Source organism: Nostoc sp. KVJ20 (assembly GCF_001712795.1).
GTDB lineage: Bacteria > Cyanobacteriota > Cyanobacteriia > Cyanobacteriales > Nostocaceae > Nostoc.
Genome location: NZ_KV757542.1, coordinates 59091 through 77534, shown reverse-complemented (window position 1 = coordinate 77534; position 18444 = coordinate 59091). Strand labels below are relative to the sequence as shown.

The window sequence follows — 18444 nt, the reverse complement described above, 5'->3', positions numbered from 1 at the left end:
ATGGTAATTTAGTTTATCAGGCTGATGCTTTTACTATCATAAAATCCGGCAATAATTACAGTATTCATCGCCGCGCTGACGAAACCTTGGCACTAATGCAATTTTATGCCGATAAATGGGGAGCTATCACTCTGTCTGAGCAACCTAAAGATATGTTTCCAATCGAAAGGCAGGAGTTTTTGTTAGTTGCTGATTATCTCAAAAGTGGCAAACAACTACCTTCAGTCGATGAAGACCCCAGGAAAATTGCTAATACCCTTGGTTCACTCTCCTTTGATGGTACGCACACAATTTTAGAGAGCTTCAAGACTTCTGAAATCTTGCAAATCCTCACTCAAACTCTAAAAAGGACTGGTTGTGATGATTTGGAGTTGGGCAATTACCGTATTCTCTACCAGAAAAGTCAACTTGATACTACATCTACTCTGCAACTTCTGAAAACTGAACATACTGGTGTTACAAGAGTTGCTGCCAGCTTTGAATTCAGCAGAACAGATTCAGGTATGACACATCAACTTAAGACTCTTGCTATTACTGAACAAGACATAGCTAAACTCAGATTACTTGCTCAAAAGTTGGATATTCAACAACCTGCCAAGGAAGCAACTGCCAATCCTCATGCTACCCGTGATATAGAAGTGCCTATTCACCCAAAAATTGCTAAACTTTGGCAAGACTTAGAAAATAGGCAACAAAAAAGTAATTCTGTTCCTTACACAGCAGCACAGGTTGAACAAAATTTTCTTTCCCCGGACTCTACGTTTGACCTAGCTAGCAATTCTCAAGATATAAATTTGCAGCCAGCCAATACAGCAGTAGCTAAACCAATCAAAAAAACATCTACTTCTCAACATCAATTAAGCAAATCTGACATCGAGAGCATTCCTCTACCCCTTCATCCTTTGCTTGGTCAATACTGGCAAGAGCTAGAAGATAATCATCGATGGGCTGATATCGCAAAACAGGAGAATGCTGAATTTCGTTTAAAGATTCAATCCAATGGCAAACTCTCCATTGGCGAACAACGTGAACTTTATCATAAAATTCAGGTTCAAGCTCAGACTGAAATTCGCCAACAACAAAGAACCAATCTGGTACTTCCACCTTTAAGCGAAATTACTCATGATTTGCGACAACAAATAAATCAACAACCTGATTCACAACATCTTACTGATTCTTCTAACTCTATTCGTAATACTCTCTTGCCCGTTCACCCGTTAATTGCTAAACCTTGGCAAGATTTAGAAACTACTGGCTTATGGGCGGGAGTCGCAGCGCAAGGTAATTATCCATTACAAGAGAAACTTAAACATACTGGCAAACTTACCCTTGGTGAGCAACGTGAACTTTACCATAAACTTTTAATTCATAGTGTTGTTGAGCAATGCCGCAAAGGATTAACTGATATTTCCCTTCCCCCACTAAACGAAATTATCCAAGATTTGATGTCTGCCCGTAGTGAAGTCATTCATAACACCTACACCCCAAAAGTTGAAGTACATTCCCAAAAACCTCAACAACCACATCATAAGGCTCAATCTAATTCTCCTGAAAATGAACTGTAAACTACATTAGCCATGTATTCTAACCAATCATCTAATTCACTTCAAGAAACAGTCAGCAATATCAATCGTGACAGTGGCATTTCTAACAACATGATGGCTTACAGACTAGCACTCTTTCTGGAGAAACATCCACCGTCATTACAATCAACCACCACATTGGATGCATCTGAGCGAGAAAATCTCCAGTCAGAACTGAGAACAACCTTATCTCAAAATCTTCAAAATATTGAAAACTACAGACAAAATCTCAAACAGAAATATTACACAGAGTATTTAAATAAATTTGCTGTAACTCAACAGTCATCTGTTGCATCTAAACCAGATAATTCAGCAAGAGTTGAAAACTTAATTGCTCAGAAGAAGAATACATTCCTCCAACAGATATTTGAATTGGGAGTGCAAAAATTACCTTTAGGTCAGAGGGTCAGCAAAGATGAAAGGGAGCAAGAAGCTCTTAGCAAGGAGGAAAACAACATAAATAAATCTAGAGAAAACAATGTCTCACCAGCTATTGATATTGCTGAAAAATCTCTTATTAAAGCAGTTATGAGAACTGTCATGACAATGGGCAAGGATACTGAACAAGGACGCATTTATGAAGGGATAGCCTACAGATTGCAACTATTTATTAAAGAAGGAATGCAACTTCTCAGCGTTCACAGAAAAACTGGTAATCCCGAAACAGCTTTTACAGCCTATAAAGATGACTCTAACGAGTTTCAAATTACACAAAACAACCTTTCATACTCAGAGACTAATCGACTCATTGCCTTTGATAAACAGCAAACAGCACAACAGCTTACATCTCAGCCTAATCATATTGATAAAGATAACAGCACTGAGCTTGGTGACTAAGCCCCTTTGGGAAGTGTGGGAAGGGTGGGAGGTGTGGGAGGTGTGGGGAGTAGCCAATCATCAGGATGGGTAATCATTTTGACTTTTAGAATGTTCAAAAATTTGCATCGCTGTCTCAAATGCTAATTGATAAATGGCTAAGTCCTCATGAGTTCTAAAATACTTTTTTCCTTTTTCTTCCATTTTCTTTAATCTCGACCGCTCTTGTATTCCATCCTCCCACACTCCCCACACTCCCCACACACCTCACACACTCCCACACCCATTTTTGACTAGCTAAAATAACCAGCCAATCTACCCAAGAAAAAACCACCAATCAATAAATAACGCTTTGTCCGCCGCTCTATTTTTGAGAAGGGGGCAATTATTGTTCCCAACATTATGTAAAAGCTCGCCTCCATTAAATTGCTACTAAATCTGAGCGTTGCCGCAATTATCAAACCTATAAATATCAGCCATTCCACCATCAATTCAATTTTATCCCAGAGTTTGTGGTCGTATAAATAGCGCATCTGATAATTCTCTAGTTTTAGACAATCTATTTAATCTAATTTCATCATCTCCAAAAACTTTTTAGCTTTTACTTTGATTTTACCTAAATTCTAAACTTTTTTTAATATCGTACCACCATCAAGATTTACTTAAGTAAATATGCTATAAATGTTTTATGTTCCTGTAATCGAAGTAATCAAGATGATTCGATTAGTAATTATTGAAAATGAAGCTCTAAGTCGGCTCGGAATTAAATCAGTTGTTAATCAAGAGCAAGACTTTGAAATGTGTGGGGAAGCTGATAACGGAACTGAAGGGATGAGGCTTGTTGAACAACTTAAGCCTGATATTGTTTTGCTCGATATTGCTTTGCCAGATATTAGTGGTTTGGATCTCATCTATAACATTAAGACGAGGACGGATAGTAAAGTCATTGTTCTCACTTATCACTCTAGTCAAGATGTAGTTAATTGTGCCTTTCAAAATGGCGCTGATTCCTACATTCTTAAGAAGATGGATCTGCAATTAATTAAAAACGCTATCAATACTACTTATCAAAATAGTTCTTTCATTGACCCAGAGATTGCTAAAAGATTTTTTAGAAACTTCGCTTCTGGCAACACAAAAATTAAGGGTAAAAGATACAGAGAAACCCTTACTGCTACAGAAGCCCAAATTCTCAACTTAATTGCCCGTGGTTTTTCTAATAAAGAGATCGCCGAAAAACTCTTTATTACAGTCAGTACAGTTAAGGGACACACCAGCCATCTTTTTTCCAAGTTAGGAGTTAGGGGTCGTGTTAACGCGATCATTATGGCTAGAGAACTTGGCTATTTAGAAACAGAAACCTCTAGAGTTAGTTGAGCTACTTTTTGGGTTTGGTTTTCTTAAGCTGAATCAAGCAATATCCTTGTAATCGGTTTTCTTGTTGACAAGCTGCTACGGCTGATTGGTTGGACAACAATAACTGGTACATTTGTTTTCCTTCGCTTGATTTTGCCCACTGCAAAATCTTCATCTCATTGGCTGACACTACAACTGACTGAGTTCCACCCAAATTTGAGACAACATTCCAAGTTGTCAACGAACCTAGAAGCGCTCCTACCGCCATTACTCCTGTGCATATCCCTGGTATAGACCAAAGTTTCCACCAACCCAAACCTTTGAATGAGCTATTTAAGGTTGATGGTGTTACATGTTTCATCTCATCACGCACAGCTTTCGATACTACTGTATAGTGCATGGACACAGCCGCTTTGCTAGTCGATTCTAATTTCTGGTCAATCATTACTGCCCAAGCTTCTACCATTGCCTCCATTCGTGCTTGCAGGTCAATCATTGTTTCTTCGTTTCTGCCTAATGTTGCCATCAGCTTAAACATCGGGTCATCTTCAGCTATTCCTAATTCATGAGATATTTGAGCTATACGTTTTTGTTCTGCTTCAGAATATCCTTGTAAAACTTGTTCTGTCCTCATTTTTTAGTCCTAAATATTTAATGGCTTTATCATTCTTTAAAATAGAATTGTAAAAGTTTTTAATCCAGTGGTAAATGTAAGTCCGGTAAACCACATAAATTGACTTATCTCTACAAGCTAGTGAGTAAGGTTTACCCATCCTCTCCAATGTTTCATAATGGTCACGATGTAATGCTGTCAAGACTATCTCAGTCCCACCTATGATTTGTAATTTCCCCTGCATCGATTGTTGATACTCTCCAAATCTCGTGTCAAAATGCTGGTTTTTTATCACTACGTAGTTAGCATTATTAGTAGCAAACTCGACCAGAGAATTCATGTAATTTACACAATCTATTCGGTGCGAAATTGGTTGGACAAAAGTTAGTTTCCATTGATATACAATCAAGAGTTCAAACAGATCCGAATCCACAATGTACTGACCGAGCTTATCTATATATTGCCCTGGCATATCAACAAGAATTATATCTAATTCATTTTTGGTAAAGTCGTCTAAAATTTTATCTGTACCTCCGCCAAAAAAATCTAAGCTTTCAATCCTTACCAAAGTTTCGTAAGCTTTTAATCTATTACGATTGTCATGGTCATAGACCTTAATTTTTCTCCCTTGAACTTGAAACCAATCAATTAATAGTTTAGTAACTGTAGACTTCCCTACGCGAGAGTCCCCTACAGTCATAATTATTCGCTTAGGAGAGTTCAGCATTTTCTAAACCTAACAACTCTTTTACTGGTTCAATTTCTGATTTAAAAGTTCTTAGCCAACTTGTAACTCGACCTTTCACCGAAGGTAAATCTGTTTGCTCCATACCTTGCCTAAAAGTCATGCTGTTTTCATCCAGATAATCATAACTCCGTTCTATTAATTCTGGCATTGTCATGTCAGAGAAGGGGCTTTTTTGTGACTCTAGTTGCTTTTTAATTTTTTGAACTTCGGGAGAATTCTTGTATCTCGTAAATTCATCTGGCTCCCCAAAAAATAAGTTCTTTACTACTATATAATCTACTTGGTTTCCACAAAAGCTATGCAAATCTATTAGTTGATTTATAGAATCGATAACACGGCTAATAACTACTACCATAGTCACGCGGATATTGTAATGTTTTTCGGCTGTTTCTAGAAAAGTCATTTCTTCTACAAATTTCCGCAATATTCTTCTGGACTGTGGTGGTAATTCTAGTAAAAATAAAGATTCTGGCTGGATTATTTCACCATCTCCTCCTACCTTGGGATTCGCTTTTGTTTTCATTTCATCAAAAAACTGATCTATATTGCCTGTTTTAAAAATATCAAGTGGTTCTATATGACAATGCCGACCATAAAATCTTAATAATTGAGAATTGGAGCTATCAGCATCAAAGCCGATAAATCTTTGTCCTTTATCCAAATATGTTTGCACTAGTCCCCTTGCAAAAGTAGACTTACCTACACCACCCTTATCTCCAGTTACTATCACTAATCTCTTTTTGGTTGGTTGCTCAATTGATTGTTCGTTCGCCTTGTCTTCTGAACCATCATTCATAAGTTCGATATTATCTGTCACTTTCTTTCTTCTCCTCATGATTATTAATGGTCAAAAACTATAGGTTTAGGGGTGTAGATGAATAGCACGTTTGATAACGTGAAACCTTGCCGTCAGCAAGCGTGGGAGGGAAAGAATCTATATTCCCATACTCGCAAAATTAGTCCCCTGAGAAACATTCCAGTATTTGAAAGTAAAATATTTCTAAATATCTTTGTTTGCTAAACTCTGCTAAATTATCCGTAATTGATTTGAAGGTTTGAAGAATTAAACCCTGCTCTATAATCTTCATTAAATCATAATTGCTATTTAACTTTAAAGACTTATATATATAAAAATCTAATTCTTGAGCTATTAATAAATTCGGAGCTAATGCTACTAAGCTACTATATAGTTCTTCGTAATTTGTGATTTCCGATAAAACTAGTTTTACCAATTCTAAATATTGCTGCCTGAAAGATAATTCTTGATAATTATTAGTTCCCGGACAATTACCAGCCAGGGGAATTTTCTTATAAATCAATTTTAAATATAATTCAATAGCTTCTATTTCTACTTCCCATATATTCTGCCCCTTTGAATATAGGTAATTGATTAAAGAATCTCTCTTCGGAAAAATAATTCCTGAAGTTATATGCTTAATGTTAGTGTCTATATTAAAATTTGTCTGTTTTCTAAAAATTGGTACTATTTGGCTCCTTACCCATTGCATAAATTGCCTGACCACATCAGCTTTTACTATACCTGTCAATGAATGAATTCCCAAGGCATTTAAAGTATTAACGACGACTATTTTTTGATTCATCATCACTTGTCGCTGGTTTGTCTTCGCATCTATTAATATTACTTTCCCATCGTTTAGGGCTGGAGCAATTATTTGGAATACATCAACCGCAAACAGCTCTAATCCGCTTGGAGCATCTATCACTCGTACTATATTCTTCGAGAAATGCTCAAATTCCCAAAACTGCCAAACTGAAACCATCTTTCTATTAGTCAGAACGATATCACTATCCCATATCTGCCAATGACAAAGGAATCGATAAAGGTACGGAAATAATCAGTACTTCCGTCTCTTGATTTTTCAATTTCCTCTGTTATATATTTATAGGTTGACCTTTCTAATTATCGGCTGAACGAGCGTGCAGGTAGTTCTACACCGTATTCCTGGCTCAAATACTTTACAATAGATGTAAAACTGTCAATTCTTTTCCAATTCACTCGATGTTGTTTCATAACTATACGAGTGTCGCAAAGTATAGTTAATTCCAAACTTGATGAATAGCCCCTCTCCTTTATCACCTCCCCAAAAAGCAATCGAGTCATTATTAGCATTGCGAAATTACTACGCACCTCTTGTAGAAGAGTACGGAAAATTATATACCCTAGCCAAAGCAAATCTGACTCATGTAGAAGCTCTATTATCTAGCTGGTCTTTGACTGAGGAGGTAGATAATGATAATGAAGAATTCACCTCTGAAAAAGGAAAAAACTTCTTTTTATTCTTAAGTGAGGAATCTGTTAATGACGATATTGAACCTATTACCCATCTTGAGCTAGACGATTCACAGGATACATTAACAGTCGCAACACAATTGCTTGACTCCACTCAACAAAATATATTCACACTTATACAAGCTTGGTCAGGTGAAGAATCTGATGCAGCTACAGATAGTCCATTCCTCCTAAAGCCACCGATAGAAACATCAACTCAACAGCAAGCGCTCTCTGGAACCGAGACGGCCATGCTGCCTATTTTCCAATCGCTGTCTCGCCCGGAAGCTATTGAACAGGTTTTGGCAGAACACATTGGCACAATTGTTCACATCGATCTTCTTGACCGAATGGCACTAAGTTAAGGTGAAAGGTAAGCGGCGCAAGGATTGCAGAGGGGCAGGGGAGCAGGGGGGCAGAGGGGAATTTCTAAATATCTGAACGCAATGCCTAAAATTTCTTCTTTCTCCCCTGCTCCTCCGCTCCTCTGCACCCCTTCTGCCTCAACGATTTTCCCTTTTCTTAGTGCCATTCCTTCTTGACCACTAAATAAAAGATTTAGTGGGGGTGCAAAAACGCCCTGGATTCATCCACTATGAAGTTCAAAATACCTTTCCTGTATTCTGGCTCCTGACTCCTGACTCCTGAATTCTGTTTCGATAAAATACTAACTTGCTGGCTGATAGAATCCCGTATTTTGGTTAAATTCCCATCCCAACCCTGCTCTATCCTTGTTCTTACACCATGCTACAAAAAGCGGTGGGGGAAGATTAATTCGCTCCTTGCGTACAGTTTCCTCACTTACACCAAGTCTTGAAGCCAAACCTTCTTCAGTTAACGGTTGCATTCGCGGACTTTGCCCAGAATAGGATGAATTGTTGTAGTACGATTTTTGGCCCCGCTTTTGTTGGTTGTTGAGATAGTCTTGAATTTTAATGATCGCCTCAGCCAACTGTGTCATTCGGGCTGTCATCTTTTCAATTTTTTGTTCTAAATTGGCGAGATTATCAATTACTGTGGTTTGGTTGCTATTAGATTCATTTGAAAACTCTGACTCCAGCTTATCAAGTCTTTCGCAAATAGCTATTATTGTTTCGTTGGTCGGACTGGCGTTACTATTGTTACTCGTAACTAAGTACTTCTCAACACTTGCCTTAATCTTTGAGTCTAGGCGTTCGTCTAAATCGTTACCACCTGTTGTATCAATCTTATCTTGGGAATCGCCTAAGTAGAGATCGATAAATTCTAGCAGCGTGGCTGTTGCTGTTGTGCCTTTCGAGTTACAACAGGCGATAAACTGCTCCCACTTTCTTTGATCGCAGTTGAAAGATGCTAGTTTTTTTGTACGCCCTGTATTGCTCATTTTCAGGTTTCATCTAGGTAAAATCGGACTGTCCATGCTTATTAAATCGTATAATTCATCATGATGAATTACCTTGATAGTATCATCGCCAAATGTGTCAGCGCATTCTTCAAGCGATGGCGTACTCGCCCGCCGGAGGCGATCGCTTTTTTGAAGAGATGCTACTGCCAACGGCTACCATTGGTGATTGCAAATAAATATAGATATCACCCCCTAGCAATTCCAGCATCAAACATCTTCGCCAGAGATTAAGTATTAAATATTCCCAGTGATTCCGCTAGTTCCTGAAAATACCCATACTGCTCATCTGCATAATCGCTCGGTTCCATTTCTTGTACTTCACCGACCCATTCCCTTGTAGCCCTAAACTGAAAAGAAGAGCGATCGCATTTCAGAGCCAGGAATCTATAGAAAAAGTGTAGAAACTACATCAATAGAGGAGATTTCTTCCTCTGTCCTGGAATAGTCAACTTTTGGACAGCACGGCGTTTAGTTTCTTCACCGCGACGGTCATATCTGGCAGTCTGGTCACTGTTTGCGTGTCCAGCTAACCTTTGAACTGTAGAAATGTCTTCACCAGCATCGAGCAGATCGGAGATGAAAGTTCTACGGAAATCGTGAGCGGAGAAATTAGTTACTCCCGCCTCTAAACCACGTTTTTGCAAGATGAACAGCACTGCTTGAGAGGTAAGCCGTCGTCGTACTATCCTTGAGCCTCTGTTGACATGACACAGCAAGGGGCCTGCCTCGTAGTCTCGAAGCGATAACCAGTCCAAGACGACAGTAAGAGCAGCATCGGGTAAGTACACAGTCCGATCTTTACCACCTTTGCCACCGCGCACTTCTATTGCCCCAGTATTCAGGTCAAGGTTGCTCAAGTCTAAATTCACCACTTCAGAGCGGCGAACTCCAGATCCACGGAGTATTGCAAATATTGCAGCATCTCTGTAACCAGTGGGGGTAGGGTCATCAAAACAGGTTTGCATCAATTGGGCGATTTCTTCTGCCGTAAGGACACGTCCCCGCAATTGCTTGGTGACTTTAACGTTGGGAATGTCTACAGCACGAGCAAAATCAACAGCATCCATTATTTCTAACCGCAAGGCTTCTTTTAAAACTCGCCGCAAAGCACACAGCACTTTGTTGACATAAGCTGGTGCATATTTTTCGCTCAACACAGAGCGGACTGCCGCCGTATGTTTGTAGCGCAGTGCTGCCCAGTTCAGGGTCATCGCATCACAACTTGAGTTGGTTAACAATCGCGCGATCGCATTGAGAGCTTGGCGCATTGTGGGGCGGGAACCAGGAGAAAGGGTTGCCAAATAGACCGCAGCGGGATGTTCGACTAGCGGAATGGGAGAAGGCAGAGCGAGAGGAGAAGGTGCGGTGTTTTCAATGGTTTGAGGCATTTACTTATCAGAACTGTCTTTCTTATAAGCAAGATTCTGATAAGTAATTGTCTCATAATTGCGTGCTAAGGCGATCGCTCTTTCTTATCCCTCCATCGGCAATACCTCTTCACTTAGCAAGCTGTAAAATTCAGGAACTTGAGCTTCAACAAGTCGCAGTTCATTTGCCGCGATCGCTTCAAGTTCCAGTACTGTCTCCCAGCGCAAATCTTCAACCCATCGCTTGAGAATGCCTTTAATTGCCTCAACTCCACGAGAAATACCAGAGCGAAGTATTTCTACGCAATGAAGTAGAGTAATCCGGTCAGTTTTGGGCGGAACATAAACGGTAGTATCCTCCCCTTGGCAATGGGAGTTCCCTATAGCATTAGGGGGGGGTGTGGATACGGCCTGCTGATTGGGGTTTACACTATACGCAGCAGGGGTTTGAGCAGCGTAATAGGTTCGATTTTCTTTTTGATTACGCTTTTCCACGCGATGAGCAATTACATGCATTGCAAATTCTAATTCCTCTTTAGATAAAGAGAAAAGTTTCACCTGTTGACCCCGTTTACCTTGCTTGCGGAAAGTCAGCTTTAGCCCCAGCTGTTCTATAAGAGTGCCTAGCAACCAAATAGGTTTACAGTCTAGGGGAATAGTAAACCCAAGAATTGCTTTGACGTGAGCAGCACAATGTATAGCGATCTCCGTCATCTTGAGCAAAGTGGGGTCATCGGCGGTAACTTCATCACCCTTCATTAAAGAAGTGAGAATTTGATGCAGTCCCAGGTTAAATCTAGCCAGCCACCGTGCCGAGTAATTGCCCCAGTCGATGCACAAAGGTAGATTGTCGCGCTCGGTGCGGTCTTTTTGGGTGACAATTGTTGGTGGTGTAGGATAACTTTGCCCGGTTTTGGGGTCAGTAAACGATTCTTCGGGTGGGGCTAAAATGGCCTCAAGTCCAGCGATCGCTCTAATTAAGCGACCACCTTTATCCATTTCTACAAGTGATTCGGTTACTTCGATGCCGTAAGAATCAGAAATGCGGAATTTTTCGCATTCAAAAATTTCATTAGGGTCAAGGTAATCTTTGCTCTGACGGGCACGGTACTCACTCAAAGTAATATTCTTGGCCTTGGCAACAGCCGAATTGTGGGCACTATCCAAAGCTTGTGCTGCTGCTTTTAGACTTTCAAGAGATTGAGGATCTGAATCACTGCCCACATATATAAAGGTATTGCCCATTTCGGTGAGGAGCGATCGCAAATCATCACGCAGATTATTGAGAGAATAGTGGCGGTTAGCCATAATTTGGCAGTAAGCCTCAAGCGCCCAATCTTTCTCTGCGCCCCGCTTGCCTGTTTGACGGTCAATCCGCAACAGAAAAGCGGTCATTTCATTGGTTTGGAGCAAGCGCTCTTTAATCTTGGATGCGTTTGTATCCTTGTAACCAAAGGGAGGACGCGGGGCCACCCAAATATGAAAGGGGACTTTCGGGCGATAGCGGTAAAGCTGTTGGGCACATTCGGTAGCGGTTTGGGAAACGCCGTGAAACACACCAAATACTAAGTCAAAATGATACTCCGAAATATCAACACCAGTACCAAGACTGGGAGAGGTGAACAAGGCATCAAAGTTTTTGACGGCGTTGGTGATATCTTTGATGAAAGCGACATTCTCATCACTGCCAGAATTGTCAGAGTGAACAGACCAGATACGGTATTTTTTTGGTGTATGTGATTTTTCGGAGTTAGATTCTTCGTAGTTGATTGTAAAGGATTTGTCGAGTTTTTTGATAAAACGCTTACTGTCGCTGGCAACCATAACTTTTTCTCCAAGCATCAGCGCTGCCGAGATTTGGGCGACTATGGCGCTCTCATTATCCCCCTCGTACCAATAAATTGTGCGTGAACCGTTTCGCCATTCGTTTTTAATGATGTAAGGTACTTCACCGAGTGGTCGCATTGCAAGAAAGAAGTTTACCGTTAAATCGTCCATGTGTGCATCAGCGATGACGACCAGTGGCGCATTGTATACTATATATTCCAGTACTTCTAGGATTGCTGCACGGTGTTGTCTGCAAGTATTACTATGCAGTAAGTGGGTGAGGTATTGGCAAGCTTCATCAATAAATATGCAGCCGTAGGTGAGAGACTGAGTATTGAGTTTGTGCAAGCTGTCAATAGTAATACTAAGGGCTTGGGCCTGGGCTAAACCTGTGTAACCCAAGTCTGAATACATCGCCGTCCGCAAGCGTTCGGCAAGATTTTTCAGCAAATTTACGCGATGCCCATTGTTGAGGAACCGCGCGTCGGGGTTTTGGTCACGCCACCAGCGCATAAGTTCAGTTTTGCCAGTACCCATGTCGCTCCACAAAACCACGAGTCCTGATTTTGGGAAATTGAAGGTAGGGGATTTCTTCGATTTGTCTGAATTAACTCCGCCAGAATCGGTAGACTCCTTCTTTGGAGGATGTCCTTTTATAGATGGCGTGAAAAGTTGTTCCTTTTCAAGCTCATAAAGCTCAGGCACTGTCAAGCATTTTTCTTCAAGTTCAGGAATGCACAAAGCCTCAGAAAGATACTTGACATTAACAGTGACATCTGGTTTGTATTTGCTAAGTCCCCATTTCTTAGCCCGATATGAGCGCTGGTAATCTTTTAGTGATTTAGCATCGTCTATAATTGCAGTTAGCAGAGCATTGGCATTTTCACCGCGACCAACCACAAAATCATCAACGCCTTTTTCTGGCCCCGGCAACAGCGCAACTTCACAAAAGCAACCTGCCGATTCAATTGCTTTTGCAGTGCGAACAGTGGCTTGAAACACCGACCACCTAGTTTTAGAAGAAGTTTCGTAGTCAAATAATATAATGAACTTGCGTCCCGCCTGAGCCATCGGTACTAAGTCAGGATGCAATCGTTCATCAAAATCCTGTTTGCCCACGCGCCCGTTCCAAATTCCAGGGAGTGCGATCGCTACAAACCCCAGAGAGAGCAAGCAGGCCGCTTTTTTTTCGCCCTCGCATAAGATAACTGGAATCTCTGGATGCTGCTTTACCCACTCCCAAAATATTAGTGGATTGAGTTGATCCAGTAAGCGCAGCGCTAAAAGTGAATGATAGCGCTTAATTAAATAACGCTTTGCAACTTTGTCCCAAATGGGGTTAGCGACATCAAAGTAGGTAACGCGGTTGGGGGTTTTTGGGGGTGACTCGTATTTGACGGGTTTCCCTTTTTGCCAATCAATGCGCGGGAAGTTGGGCTTAATCCGCCCCCATTCCATCGGTTGCCAGTTTTTAAACGGGTCAAGTGACTGAATCCACGTCCCACCTAGTAATAGGTGCTGATACATTTTTATGTATCCATCTGTTACCCGACCCGCATTCTTACGTGGGATTTTATCAGATATGAACAGGAAATCATAAACTGATTCTCCCTCTACATGGAAAAAGTTGCGCTCAATCAACGCCGGATGAATGGCGCTACCAGCTAACAACTCATGGTATTCCGCAGCCGTGAGATTGTTTGGATATTCAGTTGTCGCTGAATTCATCGGTTCTCTCCTCGGAATCCCTTGGAAAGAACGCTTTCAAGCTGCGAAACTCTTGCTCTAGCAGTTCGCCAACCCAAAATTGCTGGGTGGAGGTCGGCGCTTGTGCAGGGGAGCAGGGGAGCAGAGGAGAGGCTTATACAAGTTCTTTCCCCTCTGCCCCTTTGCCCCTCTGCCCCTCTGCTAACCACCATGCAAAGTTGACTTGCCAGACTACTAGCCTGGATATTCCGAAAATTTCCCTTCGTCACAGCACAAAATTGCCATGCGAAAGCTGCACTCGACCCCATGCGCTCAACTACAGCGCTCTTGGAGCGTTCTTTATTTATCACAATATTTTCCCCTGATAACTCGGTTTACAAGCTTCAGAGGGGGTGTTGCGCTGCTAAGGGTTTTTAACTACGAAATTCGGGTTTTTTCTTAATCAAACTTAATATCTCGCCCCTTTTAGGAATTTCAACAGCAAAAACTGCCACACAAAAAGCACCAGTTTCGTGTGGTTTCTCGTATAATACAAGAAGCAGCGTGGACTTAATCTCTTTTGACCAGTTAGTGGAATCAAGTCGCCAAACTTTAACTACCACCGCTTTGGTTTTTGTGAGATAACCCCGCTCTGGAGTTATTTAGTTTTTTGCTCCTTGGACAAAGCGTTACTTCTTAAGTACGTTTTGTCCTTTAAATTTTGTGTTCCTGTATATTTACCTCCATCTTTTGTTCGTTCTGATCTTACAATGCCCTCTGTGTTTAACGTTGTTTTGATTTTTGCTTTTGACCTCCACGTTTTTTAAGGATTATTTTAGGGGTAATCGAGGGTTGGTAGCACCTCTGTGTAGGGTAGATTACCCTGCAATATTATGAAAAGCTTTTGCTTAAGATGCGACCGCTAAATTTGGCAAAGCATTGGATACACGCACCAATCCTTGTGGATCGGTTAAGATATACTTTTTAATTACTGGCTGGAGAGTAAAACTAATTTCTTTAGTAACTGGATTTTTACTGCTTTCAATCAATGATTGTTTTTCCAGATTTTCTAGTGCTTTAATCAACTCTAAAGTTGACACAGACGCTTTCTGTCTCTGCCTGATATCACTTAATAACTTGGCAAAGCTAATAAATTCTGTAGTTGAAACTATCTCCTCTGCTGTGTAAATCAGAATTTTTCGCTCAATTTCTGTCAATACGTGACCAAAAACATGATTAAGCATTGCTTCAAACTTACTACTGACAAGAGTTGTTGGGTTTTGAAAAAATACTTGTGTACTGCCAGAAAAAAAGTGATTAATTCTCTCAATTACTGCCTCTAGTTCCGAAGGATTACCACGATAAGTTTGAATTAATTGATGGCACTTTTCTGTGTCAGTCAATCCTTTTTCAGACAAAAACTGCATTGCCGCATCTTCATCTAAACCTTCAATTCTAAAAAATCGAAGAGGTCGCTTCGCTACTATCAGATCATTCAGCTCATCAAGCAGAATTCGATTAGTCAAGAGCAAACAGCTTTGATGCTGTTCTTCTACTAAACGGCGAAAAAATAGTCTGTAATCTAGTCGTTGCTCTAAATTTTTTGTCTGAAATAACGCTTCAGATTCATCTAGCACAACCAAGCAACGGCGTGATTGCATCTGCTTCAGCAACATTGTAATCATTGCTTGAGCATACTTAGGTGAGCTTGAGGGTGTTTCCAAAGGCTCAATTATATCTAACAGTTCGGTTACTAAATCCTGAAGTAGTGGTGCATGAGCAACTGATTTCCAAATCAAATAATCAAATCTAGGTTGAGATTCTGCACTAATTTCCGCTAGAAGTTTTGCCGCTAATGCAGTCTTACCGATTCCTGCTACTCCTACCAAGGATATACATCGCTGTTTAGCTATTAATTCTTTTAAAAGAGTTAGTTCCTTTACTCGTCCGTAAAAACTAGACACATCAGGTAGTTGTCCTCCCAGAACTTGTATTAAGTCGTTGGCAGGGAAGTTCGGCTCCTCTTTTGACGCAGATTGAGCATAATATTCTTCAGTAACTTGTTCCAAAAAATCACGCAGATTCTTTTTGCCAACCCGTTCGCCATTTCCAATAGTTTCAGAAAGCATATCCCACAATCGACGGGCTATGCCACCTTTTAAGTAGTTAGGACTGTAAGATGAGTTACTTGCTATTTCTTCATAGTCATTGTCATCCCACGCTCCCTTTATAACAAGGATTTCAGCCTCGGATAGATATCTACCTTTTTTGGCAAACACTAACTTATTTACTACAGCTAGGGCTAGTTCAAAAGTAACTTTCACTGTAAAAAGTACTTTTGGTGACTCCTGTCCTGTTTGCTTAAGGGAGGAGTGAGTAGGAGCCTGGAATTGCGATTCAGTACTAAAAACTGTAACCTTGTTAATCATTTTTACACAGTAAATGCCCGAAATGGGCATTTTTATAGATTAGGCTTAGTTTTAAGAGGAGATTGCATTGTATCAATCATATTTGATTTTTCATTTTATAGTTAATTTTTTTCAAAAAAGTACTATAGAAATTTCTAATGTCGGTTACTTACAATAAGAATTACTTTCGTAGACACATCTTGGATGGAGTACGGTAAGAGAAAAGAGTAAGATTAGCACTTACACTTAAGGCTATTTACTGAAATTGGCTACTGAATTTTCATTTCAGCTAAACAGTGAGTCTTCTAGTAATTATTGTTTAATGTGATATTTGTTACTTTCTTCCCTAAGCAATGCAGGTATTTAATGGTAGTATACATTGATGTTTAAAATGAGGCTGCCTAAAATTTTCAACTTATATGTTGTTCCATTGCGATAGCAAGAGGTAGTGTGAGTAAATTTCTATGCATTACGTTATACATACTAAAATATGGGTTACTGTATCAACCCTCTTTGCAAACAACGTCAAAATCCTGATGACGTTAGTCACTGTCTCTTATGTGGGACTTCATTGCTAATTAACGACCGCATTTGTCTAGTTAAGCCATTAAGAGAGCTTACCGAAAACCCATTTAGCTATATGGAAGTTTTTGAAGTGGACGATGCCGGCACTCAATGGAATCCTGGGCGTAAGCGGCGAGTCATGAAAGTTTTAAAATGGAACACACCTCAGTTAGTTGATCTTATTGAGCGGGAATCTCTCACCTTACGGCTTATTGAACACCCATGTATTCCTAAAAGTACTATAGATGACTTTTTCACTTTTATTCCGAATAATAGCTCTCTAACATTGCATTGTTTAATCATGGATAAATTTGAAGGAGAAAATTTAGAACAATGGTTAGAGTCTAATGGGCGAATTTCACAATCCGTAGCATTACAATGGCTTCGACAGTTAGTTGAAATCCTTGATGAAGTACACCGTACAGAAATTTTTCATAGAGATATTAAACCTTCTAATATAATTCTTCAGTCAAGTGGACAACTTGCATTAATTGATTTTGGTGTAGCACGGCGAGTGACTGATACCTACTTGGCAAAAGTCAGTGGAAGTGGGGGATCTAGCACAGGTAGGGGAGGACGATACGAAATTACATCTGTCAGTACTCCTCGTTACTCTCCATTGGAGCAAGTAAATGGTCAAGCAGTACCTCAATCAGACTTCTATGCTCTGGGTCGGACTTTTGTGCAATTAGTGACTGGCATTCAATTGATGGATCTTCCAACAGATAAAAAGACAGGAAATCTAATTTGGAGAGAGCAAACGCCGCAGATTGACAAGCCCTTTGCTGATTTTATTGATGAATTAATGGCTCCTTTACCAGGGCAGCGTCCGCAAACAACTAGAGTTATTTTGCAGAGGTTAGAAAAACTACCTCAGCAAATTAAAAATTATAGATTAGCTAATTCTAAAGTTTTTCAATATAGCAAATATACATTGATTGTTTTGGGATTTTTTGGGTGTGTCTTTCTCTCTATACCTGTAGTAGCTAACTACCTAGTAACTCAAGGACAAAAGTTAGAAGCAGCAAATAATTCTCAGGAAGCACAAGATTTTTTTTACTGGGCTATAAAAATTCGTTCTCAGAGTAATCGGACTATATCAAGTTTTTACTTTGATAAAGCTGTCCGTAGCACCAAAGACCTTGAGTTAGCTAAAAAATATTATGAATTAGCAATTAAATACAATAACCGGGATGCAGATGCTTATAGTAATTTAGCTTTTGTTTGTCAGCAATTAAACCAAGATGACTGTGCAATTAATAATTATGAAAATTCCTTTAAATTAAAGCCTGACAATTGGGAATCGCGTTTTGGGCTAGCACTTTTCTATGATGATAGACGAATGTATGATTTGGCAGAAAAACAGTATATATTAGCCATTGAAATGAGTAAAGAAGCAATACCAGCCATTAATAATTTATCAAGATTGAAGATTTTAGATGGCAAATATGATGTAGCAATTGCTTTAGCTAAATCAGGTTTACAAAAAACTGAAAATATTAAATTTAAGTCTACTTTATACAAAAACTTAGGTTGGGCAAAATTAGAGTTAAAGCGTTATGCTGAGGCGAAGGCTGATTTGGAGAAATCAACAAAACTGGATGCCAGGACAGATGCTTACTGTTTATTAGCGCAAGCGCAAGAAGCATTAGGTGAAATTAATGATGCCAGGCTGACTTGGGAGATATGTTTGATTGCTGAGTCTAATCAGTTAGAAGTTCAGCAGTGGAGATTGCAAATATTAAAGCGTTTATTGGGAGAGTTTGTGATGCCATCTTCGCCCTAAGCCTTTTTTTTATTTC

15 protein-coding genes and 1 pseudogene are annotated in these 18444 nt (G+C 40.0%); 5 read left to right on the top strand and 11 right to left on the bottom strand.

From position 1 onward, the window contains the following. Nucleotides 1-1565, top strand: a pseudogene (locus A4S05_RS41245) (DUF3854 domain-containing protein); the annotation flags it as partial. A 12-nt stretch (nucleotides 1566-1577) separates the two neighbouring features. Continuing rightward, nucleotides 1578-2420: a hypothetical protein gene (locus A4S05_RS01390; RefSeq protein WP_069068043.1), complete on the top strand. Its 843-nt coding sequence runs from the start codon at nucleotides 1578-1580 to the stop codon at nucleotides 2418-2420. 272 nt (nucleotides 2421-2692) lie between these two features. Here A4S05_RS01390 and A4S05_RS01385 read toward each other — a convergent pair whose 3' ends face one another. Beyond that, complete coding sequence (locus A4S05_RS01385) at nucleotides 2693-2932, bottom strand: hypothetical protein (protein ID WP_069068042.1); 240 nt, start codon at nucleotides 2930-2932, stop codon at nucleotides 2693-2695. A gap of 181 nt (nucleotides 2933-3113) precedes the next feature. On the opposite strand from A4S05_RS01385, the gene A4S05_RS01380 reads away from it, so the two are divergent. After that, nucleotides 3114-3776, top strand: coding sequence for a response regulator (locus A4S05_RS01380; RefSeq protein ID WP_069068052.1), 663 nt, complete (start codon nucleotides 3114-3116; stop codon nucleotides 3774-3776). 1 nt (nucleotide 3777) lies between these two features. Here the strand turns inward: A4S05_RS01380 and A4S05_RS01375 are convergent, their stop codons facing one another. From A4S05_RS01375 to A4S05_RS01360, 4 genes are all read right to left on the bottom strand, one after another. Next, on the bottom strand, nucleotides 3778-4389 hold the full coding sequence (locus A4S05_RS01375; RefSeq protein WP_069068041.1) for a DUF6753 family protein: 612 nt from the start codon (nucleotides 4387-4389) through the stop codon (nucleotides 3778-3780). Then, a complete protein-coding gene (locus A4S05_RS01370) occupies nucleotides 4355-5095 on the bottom strand; it encodes a P-loop NTPase family protein (protein WP_069068040.1) in 741 nt (246 codons plus the stop codon). The genes A4S05_RS01375 and A4S05_RS01370 overlap by 35 nt, the downstream gene beginning before the upstream one ends. Then, nucleotides 5079-5933: a nucleotide-binding protein gene (locus tag A4S05_RS01365; protein ID WP_176726885.1), complete on the bottom strand. Its 855-nt coding sequence runs from the start codon at nucleotides 5931-5933 to the stop codon at nucleotides 5079-5081. Before A4S05_RS01365 ends, A4S05_RS01370 begins: the two co-directional genes overlap by 17 nt. Before the next feature lie 139 nt (nucleotides 5934-6072). Continuing rightward, nucleotides 6073-6897: a hypothetical protein gene (locus A4S05_RS01360; protein ID WP_069068039.1), complete on the bottom strand. Its 825-nt coding sequence runs from the start codon at nucleotides 6895-6897 to the stop codon at nucleotides 6073-6075. Between the two features lie 292 nt (nucleotides 6898-7189). Between A4S05_RS01360 and A4S05_RS01355 the strand changes: the two genes are divergently transcribed. Next, nucleotides 7190-7771 (top strand): hypothetical protein, encoded by a 582-nt coding sequence (locus A4S05_RS01355; protein WP_069068038.1) that lies wholly within the window; start codon nucleotides 7190-7192, stop codon nucleotides 7769-7771. Between the two features lie 302 nt (nucleotides 7772-8073). Here A4S05_RS01355 and A4S05_RS01350 read toward each other — a convergent pair whose 3' ends face one another. The 6 genes from A4S05_RS01350 to A4S05_RS01330 form a co-directional block, all read right to left on the bottom strand. Continuing rightward, on the bottom strand, nucleotides 8074-8769 hold the full coding sequence (locus A4S05_RS01350) for a hypothetical protein (protein ID WP_069068037.1): 696 nt from the start codon (nucleotides 8767-8769) through the stop codon (nucleotides 8074-8076). Between the two features lie 9 nt (nucleotides 8770-8778). Then, entirely contained in the window at nucleotides 8779-8940 is a 162-nt protein-coding gene (locus tag A4S05_RS41240; RefSeq protein WP_176726884.1) for a hypothetical protein, read from the bottom strand. A gap of 254 nt (nucleotides 8941-9194) precedes the next feature. After that, nucleotides 9195-10178 carry a tyrosine-type recombinase/integrase gene (locus A4S05_RS01345; RefSeq protein ID WP_069068036.1) on the bottom strand — a complete coding sequence of 328 codons (984 nt, stop codon included), beginning with the start codon at nucleotides 10176-10178 and terminating at the stop codon, nucleotides 9195-9197. A gap of 84 nt (nucleotides 10179-10262) precedes the next feature. Then, entirely contained in the window at nucleotides 10263-13712 is a 3450-nt protein-coding gene (locus A4S05_RS01340; RefSeq protein ID WP_069068035.1) for a plasmid replication protein, CyRepA1 family, read from the bottom strand. Continuing rightward, nucleotides 13709-14041: a hypothetical protein gene (locus A4S05_RS41235; protein ID WP_069068034.1), complete on the bottom strand. Its 333-nt coding sequence runs from the start codon at nucleotides 14039-14041 to the stop codon at nucleotides 13709-13711. Before A4S05_RS41235 ends, A4S05_RS01340 begins: the two co-directional genes overlap by 4 nt. Before the next feature lie 537 nt (nucleotides 14042-14578). Next, complete coding sequence (locus A4S05_RS01330) at nucleotides 14579-15994, bottom strand: helix-turn-helix domain-containing protein (RefSeq protein ID WP_256090776.1); 1416 nt, start codon at nucleotides 15992-15994, stop codon at nucleotides 14579-14581. A gap of 574 nt (nucleotides 15995-16568) precedes the next feature. Between A4S05_RS01330 and A4S05_RS01325 the strand changes: the two genes are divergently transcribed. After that, nucleotides 16569-18428: a protein kinase domain-containing protein gene (locus A4S05_RS01325; RefSeq protein WP_084226935.1), complete on the top strand. Its 1860-nt coding sequence runs from the start codon at nucleotides 16569-16571 to the stop codon at nucleotides 18426-18428. Nucleotides 18429-18444: the final 16 nt, after the last annotated feature.

Bases quoted from the DNA above. Each gene is read 5' to 3' on its own strand.
- A4S05_RS01390 (WP_069068043.1), top strand. From the start codon at position 1,578: ATGTATTCTAACCAATCATCTAATTCACTTCAAGAAACAGTCAGCAAT.
- A4S05_RS01375 (WP_069068041.1), bottom strand. From the start codon at position 4,389: ATGAGGACAGAACAAGTTTTACAAGGATATTCTGAAGCAGAACAAAAA.
- A4S05_RS01370 (WP_069068040.1), bottom strand. From the start codon at position 5,095: ATGCTGAACTCTCCTAAGCGAATAATTATGACTGTAGGGGACTCTCGC.
- A4S05_RS01385 (WP_069068042.1), bottom strand. From the start codon at position 2,932: ATGCGCTATTTATACGACCACAAACTCTGGGATAAAATTGAATTGATG.
- A4S05_RS01350 (WP_069068037.1), bottom strand. From the start codon at position 8,769: ATGAGCAATACAGGGCGTACAAAAAAACTAGCATCTTTCAACTGCGAT.
- A4S05_RS01345 (WP_069068036.1), bottom strand. From the start codon at position 10,178: ATGCCTCAAACCATTGAAAACACCGCACCTTCTCCTCTCGCTCTGCCT.
- A4S05_RS01340 (WP_069068035.1), bottom strand. From the start codon at position 13,712: ATGAATTCAGCGACAACTGAATATCCAAACAATCTCACGGCTGCGGAA.
- A4S05_RS01360 (WP_069068039.1), bottom strand. From the start codon at position 6,897: ATGGTTTCAGTTTGGCAGTTTTGGGAATTTGAGCATTTCTCGAAGAAT.
- A4S05_RS01380 (WP_069068052.1), top strand. From the start codon at position 3,114: ATGATTCGATTAGTAATTATTGAAAATGAAGCTCTAAGTCGGCTCGGA.
- A4S05_RS01355 (WP_069068038.1), top strand. From the start codon at position 7,190: ATGAATAGCCCCTCTCCTTTATCACCTCCCCAAAAAGCAATCGAGTCA.
- A4S05_RS01325 (WP_084226935.1), top strand. From the start codon at position 16,569: ATGGGTTACTGTATCAACCCTCTTTGCAAACAACGTCAAAATCCTGAT.